General features: G+C 68.3%; 13 protein-coding genes. 7 read left to right on the top strand and 6 right to left on the bottom strand.

What is annotated here, in order from left to right; all coding sequences use genetic code 11:
* Positions 1–209: 209 nt before the first annotated feature.
* Positions 210–2,291, bottom strand: a complete 2,082-nt coding sequence (gene uvrB, locus AVMA1855_RS11175; protein WP_284404007.1) for an excinuclease ABC subunit UvrB — start codon at positions 2,289–2,291, stop codon at positions 210–212.
* Between the two features lie 108 nt (positions 2,292–2,399).
* Here uvrB and AVMA1855_RS11170 point away from each other — a divergent pair, with 108 nt between their 5' ends.
* Positions 2,400–3,596 (top strand): amino acid aminotransferase, encoded by a 1,197-nt coding sequence (locus AVMA1855_RS11170; RefSeq protein WP_284425755.1) that lies wholly within the window; start codon positions 2,400–2,402, stop codon positions 3,594–3,596.
* A gap of 113 nt (positions 3,597–3,709) precedes the next feature.
* On the opposite strand, the gene ygiD is transcribed toward AVMA1855_RS11170, so the two are convergent.
* Complete coding sequence (ygiD, locus tag AVMA1855_RS11165) at positions 3,710–4,570, bottom strand: 4,5-DOPA-extradiol-dioxygenase (RefSeq protein ID WP_284425813.1); 861 nt, start codon at positions 4,568–4,570, stop codon at positions 3,710–3,712.
* 219 nt (positions 4,571–4,789) lie between these two features.
* On the opposite strand from ygiD, the gene AVMA1855_RS11160 reads away from it, so the two are divergent.
* Together AVMA1855_RS11160 and AVMA1855_RS11155 are read left to right on the top strand one after the other, a co-directional pair.
* Positions 4,790–5,671, top strand: a complete 882-nt coding sequence (locus tag AVMA1855_RS11160) for a CoA transferase (RefSeq protein WP_284425754.1) — start codon at positions 4,790–4,792, stop codon at positions 5,669–5,671.
* A 3-nt stretch (positions 5,672–5,674) separates the two neighbouring features.
* Positions 5,675–6,454, top strand: a complete 780-nt coding sequence (locus tag AVMA1855_RS11155; RefSeq protein WP_284425753.1) for a DUF1294 domain-containing protein — start codon at positions 5,675–5,677, stop codon at positions 6,452–6,454.
* On the opposite strand, the gene AVMA1855_RS11150 is transcribed toward AVMA1855_RS11155, so the two are convergent.
* A complete protein-coding gene (locus tag AVMA1855_RS11150; protein ID WP_284425752.1) occupies positions 6,443–6,628 on the bottom strand; it encodes a hypothetical protein in 186 nt (61 codons plus the stop codon). The two genes, AVMA1855_RS11155 and AVMA1855_RS11150, sit on opposite strands and share 12 nt — an antisense overlap.
* Between AVMA1855_RS11150 and AVMA1855_RS11145 the strand changes: the two genes are divergently transcribed.
* Together AVMA1855_RS11145 and AVMA1855_RS11140 are read left to right on the top strand one after the other, a co-directional pair.
* Entirely contained in the window at positions 6,627–7,043 is a 417-nt protein-coding gene (locus tag AVMA1855_RS11145) for a hypothetical protein (RefSeq protein ID WP_272569117.1), read from the top strand. The two genes, AVMA1855_RS11150 and AVMA1855_RS11145, sit on opposite strands and share 2 nt — an antisense overlap.
* Positions 7,044–7,241: 198 nt before the next feature.
* Positions 7,242–9,797, top strand: a complete 2,556-nt coding sequence (locus AVMA1855_RS11140; protein ID WP_284425751.1) for an EAL domain-containing protein — start codon at positions 7,242–7,244, stop codon at positions 9,795–9,797.
* On the opposite strand, the gene AVMA1855_RS11135 is transcribed toward AVMA1855_RS11140, so the two are convergent.
* From AVMA1855_RS11135 to azu, 3 genes are all read right to left on the bottom strand, one after another.
* A complete protein-coding gene (locus AVMA1855_RS11135) occupies positions 9,738–12,173 on the bottom strand; it encodes a YgiQ family radical SAM protein (RefSeq protein ID WP_284425750.1) in 2,436 nt (811 codons plus the stop codon). The two genes, AVMA1855_RS11140 and AVMA1855_RS11135, sit on opposite strands and share 60 nt — an antisense overlap.
* Positions 12,174–12,340: 167 nt before the next feature.
* On the bottom strand, positions 12,341–12,550 hold the full coding sequence (locus AVMA1855_RS11130; protein ID WP_284401284.1) for a hypothetical protein: 210 nt from the start codon (positions 12,548–12,550) through the stop codon (positions 12,341–12,343).
* A gap of 131 nt (positions 12,551–12,681) precedes the next feature.
* Positions 12,682–13,134, bottom strand: coding sequence for an azurin (gene azu / locus AVMA1855_RS11125; RefSeq protein WP_284412969.1), 453 nt, complete (start codon positions 13,132–13,134; stop codon positions 12,682–12,684).
* Positions 13,135–13,320: 186 nt separating this feature from the next.
* On the opposite strand from azu, the gene AVMA1855_RS11120 reads away from it, so the two are divergent.
* Positions 13,321–13,908 (top strand): IMPACT family protein, encoded by a 588-nt coding sequence (locus tag AVMA1855_RS11120; RefSeq protein ID WP_284425749.1) that lies wholly within the window; start codon positions 13,321–13,323, stop codon positions 13,906–13,908.
* A 98-nt stretch (positions 13,909–14,006) separates the two neighbouring features.
* Positions 14,007–15,419 carry a dihydrolipoyl dehydrogenase gene (locus AVMA1855_RS11115; RefSeq protein ID WP_284425748.1) on the top strand — a complete coding sequence of 471 codons (1,413 nt, stop codon included), beginning with the start codon at positions 14,007–14,009 and terminating at the stop codon, positions 15,417–15,419.
* The last annotated feature ends 7 nt before the right edge of the window (positions 15,420–15,426 follow it).

The raw sequence follows: 15,426 nt of genomic DNA, 5'->3' as shown, positions 1-15,426 counted from the left end.
CCGAGGCAACATGATTGCCGCCTGAGGCACCGTCTCCGCCCCTAACTCCGTGCACCTCTCGCTTGAAAGCGAAGAGACTTTGGGAGCCCTTCATCGTTGGGCTGTTTTGTTGAGTGTTTCACCCAAGTATAGCACAAATCCCTATTGTTTTTGTCGGGTAACAAAACCCATCAGTCACCTTTTCTCCCCAACCGTCGCCAACTTGGCCGCTACAGCGCCACCTGGTCGCCCCCGGAGGCCCCGAACGCCTGCGATTTCAACTGGCCCAATTGGTCCCGCACACGGGCCGCCTGTTCGAACTCCAGGTTGCGAGCGTGCTCCAGCATGAGCTTTTCCAGCCGCTTGATTTCCCGGGCCACGTCCTTCTCGGACATGTCTTCCACCTGGGCGCGGCGCATCGATTCCTGCTCCAGCCGCTCGGCGTCCTTGCCGGCCTTCTCGCTGTACACCCCGTCGATCAGGTCTCTCACCTGCTTGACGATGCTGCGGGGGGTGATTCCCTTTTCCTCGTTGTGTGCGATCTGCTTGATGCGCCGGCGTTCCGTTTCGCCGATGGCTTTTTTCATGGACTCGGTCACCCGATCGGCGTAGAGGATGGCCTTGCCGTTCAGATTGCGCGCGGCGCGCCCGATGGTCTGGATCAGGCTGCGCTCGGCCCGCAGGAAGCCTTCCTTGTCGGCGTCGAGGATCGCCACCAGCGACACCTCGGGAATGTCCAGCCCCTCTCGCAGCAGGTTGATCCCCACCAGCACGTCGAACGCGCCCAGCCGCAGGTCGCGGATGATTTCCACGCGCTCGACCGTGTCGATGTCCGAGTGCAGGTAGCGCACCTTCACGCCGTTGTCGCTCAGGTAGTCGGTCAACTGCTCGGCCATCCGCTTGGTCAGCGTGGTGATGAGCACGCGCTCAGCCTTGTCCACGCGGATGCGGATCTCCTGCAGCACGTCGTCCACCTGGTGGGTGGCGGGGCGCACTTCGACCTCGGGATCGATCAGCCCGGTGGGGCGCACCACCTGGTCCACCACCTGGCCGGAATGGGTCTTTTCGTAGTCGGCCGGCGTGGCGGACACGAAGATCACCTGGCGCATGCGCGTCTCGAATTCCTCGAACTTGAGCGGGCGGTTGTCCAGCGCGGACGGCAGCCGGAAGCCGTACTCGACCAGCGTGGTCTTGCGCGAGCGGTCTCCGCTGTACATGGCGTTGAGCTGACCGATCATCTGATGGCTCTCGTCCAGGAACATGAGCGCATCGCTGGGCAGGTAGTCCGTCAGGGTGCTGGGCGGATCGCCCGGCGCAGCGCCCGACAGGTGGCGGGTGTAGTTCTCGATGCCCTTGCAGTGCCCGACTTCGCTGAGCATCTCCAGGTCGAACCGGGTGCGCTGCTCCAGGCGTTGCGCTTCCACCAGCTTGCCTTCGGACACGAACTGCCCCAGGCGCTCGGCCAGTTCGAGCTTGATGGTCTCCACCGCCGTCAGCACCTTGTCGCGCGGGGTCACGTAGTGGCTGCTCGGGTATACCGTGAAGCGCGGGATCTTCTGCTTGACGCGCCCGGTGAGCGGGTCGAACAGCTGCAGGCTCTCGATCTCGTCGTCGAACAGCTCGATGCGGATCGCCAGCTCGGAGTGCTCGGCCGGAAACACGTCGATGGTGTCGCCGCGCACGCGGAACTTGCCGCGGCTGAAGTCCTGCTCGTTGCGCTGGTACTGCATGCGGATCAACTGCCCGATCACGTCGCGCTGGCTGAGCTTGTCGCCCACGCGCAGCGTCATCACCATGCGGTGGTAGCTTTCGGGCTCGCCGATGCCGTAGATCGCCGACACGGTGGCCACGATCACCACATCGCGCCGTTCCATCAGGCTCTTGGTGCACGACAGGCGCATCTGCTCAATGTGCTCGTTGATCGCGGAATCCTTCTCGATGAAGAGATCGCGCTGCGGCACATAGGCTTCGGGCTGGTAATAGTCGTAATAGCTCACGAAATATTCCACGGCGTTCTTCGGGAAGAACTCGCGGAACTCGCTGTAGAGCTGGGCGGCCAGGGTCTTGTTGGGCGCGAAAACGATGGCCGGACGCCCCATCCGCGCGATCACGTTGGCCATGGTGAACGTCTTGCCGGAGCCGGTCACCCCCAGCAGGGTCTGGAAGACCTCGCCGTCCCTCACCCCTTCCACGAGCTTTTCGATGGCCTCGGGCTGGTCACCCGCAGGGGGATAGGGCTGGTACAGCTCGAACGGCGAGTCCGCGAAGCTGACGAACTGGCCGGTCACGGGTTCGGTGATGACTGGGTGCATGGTGTGGGGGCGACTCGCTTGCATGGGCCGCTAAAATCGGCGGTTGACCCGAAAGCCTATCGCAGCTTGGGGCGCAACGTCAGTTTTCCAACCTCCAAGGACTATTCAATGTCTCTGTTCACCGCCGTCGAAATGGCCCCCCGCGACCCGATCCTGGGTCTGAATGAGCAATACAACGCGGACACCAACCCCAACAAGGTCAATCTGGGCGTGGGTGTGTATTTCGACGACAACGGCAAGCTGCCCCTGCTGCAATGTGTCCAGGCAGCCGAAAAGGCCATGATGGAAAAGCCTGCCGCCCGCGGCTACCTGCCCATCGACGGCATCGTGGCCTATGACAACGCGGTCAAGGCCCTGGTGTTCGGTGCGGACAGCGAGCCCGTCACCTCCGGCCGCGTGGCCACGGTGCAGGCCATCGGCGGCACGGGCGGCCTCAAGATCGGCGCCGACTTTCTGAAGAAGGTCAGCCCCGACGCGAAGGTGCTGATTTCCGACCCCAGCTGGGAAAACCACCGCGCGCTGTTCACCAACGCCGGCTTCACGGTCGATACCTACGCCTACTACGACGCGGCCAAGCGCGGCGTCAACTTCGACGGCATGCTCGCCAGCCTGAACGCGGCCGCGGCCGGCACCATCGTCGTGCTGCATGCCTGCTGCCACAACCCCACCGGCTACGACATCACGCCCGAGCAGTGGGACCAGGTGATTGCGGTGGTCAAGGCCAAGGGCCTGACGCCTTTCCTGGACATGGCCTACCAGGGCTTCGGCCACGGCATCGCCGAAGACGGTGCGGTGATCGGCAAGTTCGTCGCCGCCGGCCTGAATTTCTTCGTGTCCACCTCGTTCAGCAAGAGCTTCAGCCTGTACGGCGAACGCGTGGGCGGCCTGTCGGTGCTGTGCGCCGACAAGGAAGAAGCCGGCCGCGTGCTGAGCCAGCTCAAGATCGCCATCCGCACCAACTACTCCAACCCGCCCATCCACGGCGGCGCGGTGGTGGCGGCCGTGCTGGGCAACCCCGAGCTGCGCGCGCTGTGGGAAAAGGAACTGGGCGAGATGCGCGTGCGCATCAAGGCCATGCGCCAGAAGCTGGTCGATGGCCTGAAGGCTGCCGGCGTGAAGCAGGACATGTCGTTCATCACGCAGCAGATCGGCATGTTCAGCTACTCCGGCCTGTCCAAGGACCAGATGGTGCGCCTGCGCAGCGAGTTCGGTGTGTACGGCACCGACACCGGCCGCATGTGCGTGGCCGCGCTCAACAGCAAGAACATCGACTACGTCTGCCAGTCGATCGCCAAGGTGGTGTGACCCCCTGCCCCGGCCGCCCATAAAAAACCGCCTTCGGGCGGTTTTTTATTGAGAGTGTTTCAGGCCGCCAGCGCAATATCTTCTAGGGCATATCGCTATAAATAATATAGCAATCAACCCCACAGCACCGACCGCATCGAGATCGAGGCTGACTGGTAGCCCGTGTTGAAGAAACGCGGCATCTCCCGCGCCTCGGCCGCACCGGCGGCATACAGGAGCGGCAGGTAGTGCTCGTGGCTGGGGTGGGCCTGCTGCGCGACCGGGCCCAGCCGCTGAAAGTGCTGCAGCGCATCCAGCGCGCCCTGCTTGATCTGGTTCTGCACCACGGTGTCGAACTCCACCGCCCAGTCGTACGCTTCGGTGGGCGCCGTGCCCCGCCGGGTGACGCGCAGGTTGTGCACGATGTTGCCGCTGCCCACGATGAGCACGCCGCGCTCGCGCAGGGCGCGCAGTTGCCGGCCCAGCGCATAGTGCTCGGCCGGCGGGCGGCCGTAGTCCATGCTGAGCTGCAGCACGGGGATGTCCGCCGCCGGGTACATGGGCTTGAGCACCGACCAGGTGCCATGGTCCAGGCCCCACTCGCCCGCATCCACCGCCAGCGGCTGGCCCGTGGCCGGCGACCGCAACTCGCCCGCCAGGCCCGCGGCGACCGCCGGTGCGCCCGGCGCGGGGTATTGCTGGTCGAACAGCGCCTGCGGAAACCCGCCGAAATCGTGAATGGTGCGCGGGGCGGCCATGCCCGTCAGCTGCCACCCGCCCCGGGTGAGCCAGTGCGCCGAGATGCACAGGATCAATTGCGGCGGCGTGCCGCGCGCCCGCAACTCGGTGCCCATGGCCTGCCATGCCCGGCGCCAAGCGTTGTCCTCGATGGCGTTCATCGGACTGCCGTGGCCCACGAACAGCACCGGCATGCGCGGCGAGGGCTTGAGCCGCTCCAGGGCGTTGGCCGTGGTAGCACTGGACAAGGGCGACATGAGGAAAGCTCCGGGAAGGGTGGCGAGGCCGGCCAGGGCGGCCACGGACGTTCTGCGTTGCATGCGAAAGGGGCGATGGAATGGGATTTTGTATAACCGCGGGGACGGAGCGGCACGGTGGGCCGGAGTTCCGGCCGGTTCGCCACGTTCCACGGCCCGGCCCGGGCCATGCATTGTTCCACCCCGCGCCGCGCTTTCCATTCACCTCGCCTTCCACCCATGACTGCACCTTCCCTGCTGCCCCTGCGTGGCGTCCGGCTCCTGAGCCTGGCGCTGAACCTGCCCGGCCCCGCCGCCCTGCTGCGCTGCCAGCGCCTGGGCGCCGAATGCACGAAGCTGGAGCCGCCACCGCCCGAAGGCCATTCCAGCGCGGACCCGATGGCGATGTACAGCCCGCCCGCCTACTCGGCGATGCATGCCCAGGTCCGCGTGGTGCACGCCCACCTCAAGACGGATGCAGGTCAGGCCGTGCTGCAGGCGGAGCTGGCGCGCACCGATGTGCTCATCACCTCGTTTCGGCCGTCGGCGCTGGCCAAGCTCGGGCTGGGCTGGGACGCGCTGCACGCGCGCCACCCTCGGCTGTCGATGGTGCGCATCGTGGGCGCGCCGGGCAGCCGTGCGGAAGAGCCGGGGCACGATCTCACCTACCTCGCCGATGCGGGGCTGGTCACCGGCACCACGCTGCCGCCCACGCTGTATGCGGACATGGGCGGCGCCCTCATGGCCAGCGAGGCCGTGCTGCAGGTGCAGTTGGCGCGCGCCGCGTCCGGCCAGGGTACGTGCATCGACGTGGCCCTGTCGGACGCCGCCGAGTGGCTGGCCCAGCCGCGCGACTGGGGCCTGACCCTGCCGGATGGCGATGTGGGCGGCGCGCATGCGGGCTACCGGGTCTATCCGTGCGCCGACGGGCGGGTGGCGGTGGCGGCCCTGGAGCCGCATTTCTTCGCGCGCCTGGCCAGGGCGGCAGGGTTGCCGCCAGAGGCCGATCCCCGGGCGCCCGGCACCCATGCCGCGATCGCAGCGTTCTTGCAGGGGCAGACGCGCGCCGCGCTCGACGCGCTGGCCACGGGAGAGGACATCCCCCTGCACACGCTGGACTGAACGATGCAAAAGCAAGGCACGGTGCTGCGCTGGGACGCCACGCGCGGATTCGGCTTTCTGCGCAGCGGCGATACGGGCGTGGATGTGTTCTTTCATGCGCGGGACCTGCAGGGCCTACCGGAGCCGCGGCCCGGCCTGGCCGTGGTGTACGAGGAAATCCACGTGGGCGGAAAAGGGCCGCGGGCGATGGCCGTGCGGGCCGCCCACGGGCCGTTTCAGGCGGGTGGAGGTCCTCAGCTGGTGGCGCGACGCGGGCCGCGCCCCCCGTCCCCGGCATCGGCCCCGCCAGCCCGGAATGATCCTGGCCGCGCACCGCCCCGGCAAACCCACCAGCGTGGACCTGCTGGAGGCGCCCAGGCACGCGCCGCTGCGTCGCCAACGGCCCGGCGGCGCACCCCTTCGCGCGATGCGCGCTCCGCGAACCATGGCGTGGCCTATTCGTGGATGGTCGCGTGGCTGGCGCTCGTGGCCTGGGGCGTCTGGACGCAGCGAATTTCCATGGGATGGCTGGCGGCCCTGGTGGCCGTCAACGGGGTGACCTTTGCCGTGTATGCCAGCGACAAGGACGCCGCACGCAGCGGGGGATGGCGCACCAGCGAGCAGCGACTGCATCTGCTCGCCGTGCTGGGCGGCTGGCCGGCCGCGTGGTGGGCACAGCAGTGGCTGCGGCACAAGTCGAGCAAGGCATCGTTCCGCGCGGTCTACTGGCTCACCGTGGCCGTGCACTGCGCCGCGCTGGCCGCGGTGCTGGCCCATCAGTCGGGCATATTGCTACATTTTTAGTAGCGGCATGCCGGCGATTTTATTGCGCCGCAGGGCGTTCCGATGCTTGGTCTGCGCCAGCCCGGCCACGCCCGTCTCGGACGCGTCCCACACGGTGGCCTTGCCCCGCCCTACAGCGCTGGCGTCCGGGCCCGGGCCCAATGGCCGTTGAATCCACAGCGAGAGGAACCCCATGAAGCCCTTCGTCCTCGACCCGGACATGACGTCCTCGGCCGGCACCTTCTACCCCACCGGCCATGTCTTCGCCCTCTTTCCCGACGAGGCCCACGCCCGCGATGCCGCCGAAGCCCTGGGGGCCGATGGCGAACGCACCGACATCTCCCACGCCACGCCGGACGCCATCCTGCAGCACGTGGTGCGCACGCTGGGCAATGCCGACACCCCCCTGCCCTCGGTGGGCGCGGAAGGCACCATCGTTCGCCGCATCTCCGACCTGGCCGCGGCCGGGCACCATGGCCTGCTGGTCAAGGTGGGCGACGACGACGATGCGGAAACCCTGCAGGCCGCGCTGGAGCCGCACGGCGCGCAAGCCGCCTTCTACTACCGCCGGCTCATCATCGAGGACCTGATTCCGCAGCCCGTGCCTTGACAGGCAGGGCAGCGAGCCGAAACGTGACCGGACCGGCGCCTTGGACTTTGGCGCCCCTGCCGATATAGTTCGCCATGGCCTGCCTCCCTGCGTCGTCTGCCCGATGCCTCCCCTTCGCGATGGGAGCGCCGGGCATGGCCTTGCCGCAGGACCTTCGCCGCCCGCCGGCGAACGTCCCCATCCCTTCCTGGTGACTGCATGGACGCGCCGACTCCCCCGCAAGGAAACCGTCGGCGCCCGTGGACGTCCGGCCTCACCGGCCCCTTCATTGCCATCCTGATTCTGCAGGCCGTCGTGGCCTCCGCCAGCCTGTACGTGCTGTCCACCGTGCGCGCGTTCGTCGCGGGCGAAAGCCAATGGACCAAGGGCCAGAAGGACGCCATTCACCACCTGGGCCAATACGTCGTCACCGGCGAGGGCCGCCTGTACGAGCAGTTCCACCAGGCCTTGCAGATTCCGCTGGCCGACCGCGAGGCGCGGCTGCTGATCGAGGCCCCCGAGCCCGATGTGGCCGGCGCCCGCGAGGCCCTCCTGCGCGGCGGCAACCACCCGAGCGACCTCACCGGGCTGATCTGGATGCTGCGCCTGTTCCGGGACCACGACATCCTGCGCGAACCCATCCGGCACTGGATGCTGGGCGACGAATACCTGCAGCGGCTGGACGCCCTGTCGCGCGAAATCCGGGCGGGGTACGTGGCCGGCGGCGTGACGCCGGACATGGTGCAGCGCTGGCAGCGCCTGGTCGATGAGATCGACGTCGGCGTCACACCGGCCGCCACCGACTTCAGCGCGGCGATGGGCGACAGTTCGCGGCGCATCATGGGCTGGCTGCTGTGGCTGAACGTGGCCACGGTGCTGGCGCTGATCGCCCTCACCCTGGCGCACACCCGCCAGTTGATGGGACAGCGCCGCCAAGTGGAAGCCATTCTGGAAGCCGAACGCGAACAGGCGCACACCACCCTGGCGGCCATCGGCGATGGCATCGTCACCACCGACCTGCACGGCAACGTGCGCTACATGAATCCCGCGGCGGAAAATCTGCTGGCCCGCTCCGGCCAGGACAGCCTGGGCATGCCGCTGGCGCAGCTGCTGCACACGGGCCCCCACGACGGCGCCAAGGCCACCGGCACCGCCGAGCCACCCGCCCCCCACGGGAGCATCGCCCAACTGCTCGAACGCGCGCTGCACGGCACCGTCGGGCTGCACGACGAACACCCGCACCGCATCGTGCGGCCGGACGCCAGCACGGTGCCCGTCACGCTGGTGGGATCGCCGCTGATGAACCAGGGCCAATTGGCGGGCGCCGTGCTGGTGCTGCACGACGTGACGCGCGAGCAGCAATACCTGGAGCAACTCGCCTGGCAGGCCAGCCACGACACGCTCACCGGCCTGGTGAACCGGCGCGAGTTCGAGCGGCGCCTGGGCCAGATGCTGGCGCGGCCGCGGCCCTCCGAGGTGGCGGGCGCGCTGCTGTACATCGATCTGGACCAGTTCAAGGTGATCAACGACACCTGCGGCCACCCCGCGGGCGACGAGATGCTGCGCGAGGTCTGCCGCATGCTGCAACGCGGCCTGCGAGAGGGTGACACGCTGGCGCGGCTGGGCGGCGACGAATTCGGCGTGCTGCTGCACGACTGCCCCCAGGAGGTGGCCGAGCGAATCGCAGAGCAGATCCGCCACCACGCGCAGGAGTTGCGCCTGCCCTGGGGCGCCCGCACCCTGCGCACCGGCCTGAGCATCGGCCTGGTGCACCTGACGGCCGACCTCACCAGCCTGCAGGAGGTGCTGCGCGTGGCCGACATGGCCTGCTACGGCGCCAAGGAGCGCGGGCGCAACACGGTCTACGTCTACCAGCCGCAGGACGCGGCCATGTCGCGCCACCTGGACGACATGCACTGGGTGCAGCGCATCCGCCAGGCGCTGGATCAGGACCGCTTTCAGCTCTACACGCAGGAGATCGCCCCGCTGCGAGCGCCGGGCGATGGCGGCGTGCATGTGGAGGTGCTGCTGCGCCTTCAGGGGGAAGGCGGCCAGGCGATCTTCCCCGGCGAATTCGTGCCGGCCGCGGAACGCTTCGGCCTCGCGCAGGCCCTGGACCGCTGGGTGGTCGAGCACACCTTCGCCGCGTTGGCCGAGCGCCGCCGGCAGCCGCAGGAGCGGCCCATCACGCTATGCGCCATCAACCTGTCCGGCACCAGCGTGGGCGACGAAAGCCTGCTGGAGTACCTGCGCGACCAGATGGCCCGCTACGGCGTGCAGGCCAACCAGCTGTGCTTCGAGGTGACCGAGACCGCGGCGATCGCCCACCTGCCCAACGCGATCCGCCTGATCCGCGAGCTCAAGCAGCAGGGCTGCCATTTCGCGCTGGACGACTTCGGCGCGGGCATGTCTTCGTTCACCTACCTGCGGCACCTGCCGGTGGACTACCTCAAGATCGATGGCGCGCTGGTGCGCGACATGCTGGAGGACCCGGCCAACCGGGCGATGGTGGAGATGATCAACCACATCGGCCACGTGATGGGCAAGCAGACGATCGCCGAGTTCGCCGAGACGCCGGCCATCGTGGAGGCGCTGCGCGCCATGGGTGTGGACCATGCACAGGGCCATGCCATCAGCCGCCCGGAACCGATGCCCCGGGCCGCCGTCCAGGGCGCGGCCCCGGCGGGCGGGCCGGGCGCGCCGCCGCCGGAGGGCTCAGCGTCCCTTGCGGAACGTTTTACCGGAAGGGGTCCCGCCGGCGGGCTTGCCGGCTAGGCCGGCGCGGGGCGGCAGGCCGGTGTGCTGGGTCAGCATGCGGCCGGCCACGGGCTGCTGTGCGGCCTTGTTGAACGCCACCCCCTTGGCGGGTGCCGGCTTGCGAGGCGCCGCCACCGGGGCCACGGTGCTGTTCTTTCGGCGCGCGCTCTGGTAGCTGCCGTCCGTCATCGGCTGGAAGGTCGGAATCAGGTGGTGCTTGCCGTTGCCGATCAGGTCGGCCCGGCCCATGGTCTTCAGCGCCTCGCGCAGCAGCGGCCAGTTGTTGGGATCGTGGTAGCGCAGGAAGGCCTTGTGCAGGCGCCGGCGCTTTTCCCCGCGCACGATGTCCACCGCCTCGCTGTCGCGGCCGATCTTGCGCAGCGGGTTCTTGCCCGAGTGGTACATGGCCGTGGCCGTGGCCATGGGGCTCGGGTAGAAGGTCTGCACCTGGTCGGCGCGAAAGCCGTTCTTCTTGAGCCAGATGGCCAGGTGCATCATGTCCTCGTCGCTCGTGCCCGGGTGCGCGGCGATGAAGTACGGGATCAGGAACTGCTTCTTGCCCGCCTCTTCGCTGAACTGCTCGAACATCTGCTTGAACTTGTCATAGCTGCCGATGCCCGGCTTCATCATCTTGGTGAGCGGTCCCTGCTCGGTGTGCTCGGGCGCGATCTTGAGGTAGCCGCCCACGTGGTGCTGGACCAGCTCCTTGACGTATTCGGGCGACTTCACGGCCAGGTCGTAGCGCAGGCCGGAGCCGATCAGGATCTTCTTGATGCCCTTGAGCGCACGGCCGCGGCGGTAGATCTTGATGAGCGGGCCGTGGTCGGTCGTGAGGTTCTGGCAGATGCCCGGGTACACGCAGCTGGGCTTGCGACAAGCGGCCTCGATCTCGGGGCTCTTGCAGCCCAGCCGGTACATGTTGGCCGTGGGGCCACCTAAGTCGGAGATGGTGCCGGTGAAGCCGCTCACCTTGTCGCGGATGTCCTCGATCTCCTGGATGATCGAGTCTTCGGAGCGGCTCTGGATGATGCGGCCCTCGTGCTCGGTGATCGAGCAGAAGGTGCAGCCGCCGAAGCAGCCGCGCATGATGTTCACGCTGAAGCGGATCATCTCCCACGCCGGGATCTTGGTCGCGCCGTCGTGACTGCCGTTCTCGTCGGCATAGCTCGGGTGCGGGCCGCGCGCGTAGGGCAGATCGAACACGTAGTCCATCTCGGCCGTGGTCAGCGGGATGGGCGGCGGGTTGATCCACACGTCGCGCGCCGTCGGGCCCTCGCCGTGGGCCTGCACCAGGGCGCGGGCGTTGCCGGGGTTGGTCTCCAGATGCAGCACCCGGTTGGCGTGGGCGTAGAGCACCGGATCGCTCTTGACCTGCTCGTAGCTGGGAAGGCGGATCACGCTGCGTTCGCGCGGCGGCACCTTGAGCTTGGCCTTGAGGTTCGGGTTGGCCACGAACAGCATCGGCTGGATGGCCGGGTTGGGCTCGGCGGATTTCGAGTCGTTTTGCCCTTGCGCCTTAGTATCCATTGCCATGAATGCTATTGAATCAGGAGCATCTTCCTTGCTGCAGGTGCTGCCTTGGGCGGCGGCCTGCTCGCTGGTCGTCATGTAGGGGTTGACGTGCGCCTCGACGCGGCCGGGCTCGTCCACGCTGGTGGAGTCGATCTCGAACCAGCCCTGGCTGGTTTCATCGTCGGACCGGCGCACGAAGGCGGTGCCGCGCACGTCGGTGATCTGCTCCACGGGCTCGCGCGCGGCCAGGCGGTGGGCCACTTCGACGAGGGCGCGTTCGGCGTTGCCGTACAGCAGCAGATCGCACTTGGCGTCCACCACGATGGAGCGGCGCACCTTGTCGCTCCAGTAGTCGTAGTGGGCGATGCGGCGCAGGCTGCCTTCGATGCCGCCCAGCACGATGGGCACGTCCTTGTAGGCCTCGCGGCAACGCTGGCTGTACACGATGGCCGCCCGGTCGGGGCGCTTGCCGCCCACGTCGCCGGGGGTGTAGGCGTCGTCGCTGCGGATCTTCCGGTCGGCGGTGTACCGGTTGATCATGGAATCCATGTTGCCCGCCGTCACGCCCCAGAACAGGTTCGGGCGGCCCAGGGCCTTGAAGGCATCGGCGCTCTGCCAGTCGGGCTGCGCAATGATGCCCACGCGAAAGCCCTGCGCCTCCAGCGTGCGGCCGATCACGGCCATACCGAAGCTGGGGTGGTCGACGTAGGCATCGCCCGTCACCAGGATCACGTCGCAGCTGTCCCAGCCGAGGCGCTCCATCTCGGTGCGGCTCATGGGCAGGAACGGGGCCGTGCCGAAGCGTTTCGCCCAATACGGGCGATAGCTGGTCAGCGGCTTCGCGGCGCGCGCGAAAAAGGAAACGTCGACGGGGGCGTTCATGGAGGGCAAGGCGTGGGGAAGCCGCGATTTTAGGCTTTTGGGCCTTTCCTGTCGAAACCGAAGGCCAAGGCGCGTTCACGCGCCCTGCGCCGCAGTGGGTTAGCCGCGGGTGGCAAGCAGCCTGGCGGCGGCCTCGGTGCGCGGCGTGGAGGGCCCCGATCGGCCTGTCACCATTCGCCGGAGGCACGCACCCGCTGATCCAGATCCGGGGCGGGCGGCTCGCCGTAGGGCGAGTGCAGTTCGGTGGCCCTGGCGGTCCAGGCGGTAGGAATAGCGGCCAAAGCGCCCTCCTCCACGCGGCCCGGCCCGTTGGCGCCGGCCAGGGCAGCGGGAAACACCATGGCGTTCATCACGTGGGTCAGCGCAGCGGCAAGCATGGCGGGTCCTTTTCATGCGGGGTTGCCGCCAGCGTATGGCGGCGGGGTGACTGTTTCGTGTCAACGAAAAAGGGGCCGCTGAAAAGGGCCCCCTCTGTATGCAACCGGCGACAACACCGGGTGGCGGAAGGTTATTTCGCCAGGGTCAGCGTGCCCTTCATCAGCGCGGAATGGCCGGGAAAGGAGCAGAAATAGGCATAGGACTCGCCGGCCTTGAGCGCCTGGGTGGAGAACGTCACCGAATCGCTCTCGCCACCGCCCACGATCTTGGTGTGCGCGATCACCCGGGCGTCCGCGTCCTTCACGTAGTTCTTGGCGGCCCCGGCAGCGATGCCGTCCGTGGCCACGGCCTGCAGGTCGGCGGCCTTGCTCAGCACCCAGTTGTGGCCCATGGCGGTCTTGGGAAGCTTGCCCACGTGCTTGAGCTTGACGGTGAATTGCTTGCAGCTTTGCGGCACCGCGAGGGTCGCCTTGTTGAATTGCATCGCATCGTTGCCTTCGATCTCGGCCGTGCAGTCGGCGGCCCAGGTGGGGCCAGCCGCCAATACCAGGGCCAGCGCAGCGAATTTCCAGTGGTTTGCCATGAGGTCTTCCTTCTTCATAAAACAGGTGCTTGCGCCTGGCGTTGCCGGGCTGCTCCATGCAGCCTGGCGGCGCAACAGCGCGATGCAGGGAGCGTATGCGCGGGGTCCCTGCAGCGCCTTGAGGTGCATCAAGCCTTGTGCCGAACGCCATCCATGGACCCGGCGTGCAGTTAAGCTCCGCCGCCCATGCCCTACACCGTGCGAACCCCCACCCACAGCGAACTGGTCATCAAGAAAAGCCGGTTCATCGGCTGCGTGCAGCCCATGGCGGACCGCGCGTCGGCCCAGGCCACCGTCGATGCGCTGTGGCAGCAGCACCCCGGTGCCGCGCACGTCTGCTGGGCGCTGCTGGCGGGCGGCCAGTCGGCCGCGGTGGACGACGGCGAACCCGGCGGCACCGCGGGCCGGCCGATGCTGGAGGTGCTGCGCCACCAGGACCTCGAAGGCGTGCTGGCCACCGTGGTGCGCTATTTCGGCGGCGTCAAGCTGGGTGCGGGCGGGCTGGTGCGGGCCTACACCGACACCATCGCGCAGGCGCTGCTGCCGGCCGAGAAGGTGCCGCTGCAGCGCATGGTGGTGCTGCAGTGCGAGGTGCCCTACGCCCTGGAGGGCCTGGTGCGCCGCGAGGTCGAGGCGGCCGGCGCCACGCTGGGCGAGGTGGCCCACGGCTCGCTGGTGGCCGTGCGCCTCCAGCTGCCTCAGCCGCAGGAGGCGGCGTTCGTGCAGCGGCTGAACGACGCCTGCCAGGGCCGGATCGGCTGGATCGCGCCGTAGCGCCGCCATCGCCTGCGCCGAAAGTGCCCTGCACCTACAGGCCCCGCCCTGCGGCCCGGGGACACTCAGCCATTCGCCACCCCTGAGGAGATCGACCCATGAGCCCACCCCTGGACGCCATAATCATCGGCGCGGGATCGGCAGGCCTTGCCGCGTTGCGCGAGGTTCGCAAACGCACCGACCGCGTGCGGATCGTCAACGATGGCCCCTGGGGGACCACCTGCGCGCGGGTGGGTTGCATGCCCTCCAAGATGCTGATCGAAGCGGCCAACGCCTACCACCGGCGCCACGCCTTCGACACCTTCGGCCTGCGCGGCGGGGACGGCCTCTCCGTCGACATGCCAGCCGTGCTGGAGCGCGTGCGCGCCCTGCGCGACGAGTTCGTGGCGGGCACCGAGAAGGCATCGGCGGTCGGCGACCAGGGCATTTCTGGCCACGCGCGGCTGCGCGGCCCGGGCACGGTGGAAGTGGGCGGGCAGACTTACCACGCCCGCAGCGTCATCATCGCCACCGGCTCGCGCCCCATCATTCCCGAGGAATGGCTGGCGTTCGGCGACCGCATCCTGACCACCGACACCCTCTTCGAGCAGCCCACCCTGGGGCCGCGCATGGCGGTCATCGGGCTGGGACCGCTGGGCGCGGAACTGGCGCAGGCCCTGTCGCGGCTGGGCGTGGAGGTGGCGGCGTTCTCGACCGGGCCATCGCTGGCCGGGCTGTCCGACCCCGACATCCTCGGCGCGCTCAAGGCCGTGCTGAAAGACGAATTCGTGGTCAGCGTGGGCGAGGAGGCCCGCTTGCGCGAAGTGCCGGGCGGCATCGAGGTCAGCAACGGCAGCACCACGGTGGTGGTGGACCAGGTGCTGGCGGCCATGGGGCGGCGGCCGAACATCGAACACCTCGGCCTCGATACCCTGGGCATCCCCCTGGATCCGCACGGCAAGCCGCCTGTGGATGCGCGCACCATGCAGATCGCGGACCTGCCCGTGTTCATGGCCGGCGATGCCGACGACCGCCGGCCGCTGCTGCACGAGGCCTCCGACGAGGGCCACATGGCCGCCCTGAACGCCATGGCACCCGAGCCGCAGTGCTTTCGCCGGCGCACGCCGCTGTCCATCGTGTTCACCCAGCCCAACGCGGCGGTGATCGGCCAGGCCTGGAAGGACCTGAAAGAGGGCGAATTCGTGACGGGCTCGGTGGATTTCTCCCGCCAGGGCCGCGCACGCGCGGCGCAGCACAACCAGGGCCGCCTGAACGTGTATGCGGAGCGCGAAAGCGGCCGCATCCTGGGCTCGGAGCTGTGCGCCCCCAGCGGAGAGCACCTGGCGCATCTGCTGGCGCTGGCCATCGACCGGTCGCTCACGGTGCAGGACCTGCTGCGCATGCCGTTCTACCACCCGGTCCTGGAGGAAGGCCTGCGCACCGCGCTGCGCGATGCGGCTTCGCACCTGCCCAGCGGCAGCGCGTCGGACCTGTCGGCCTGCTCCGCCTATGGGGCCAGCGCGCTCGATTGAATATTCC

It is taken from the genome of Acidovorax sp. SUPP1855, assembly GCF_030158955.1.
Classification (GTDB): Bacteria; Pseudomonadota; Gammaproteobacteria; order Burkholderiales; family Burkholderiaceae_C; genus Paracidovorax.
This window is presented reverse-complemented; position numbering and strand designations above follow the sequence as displayed.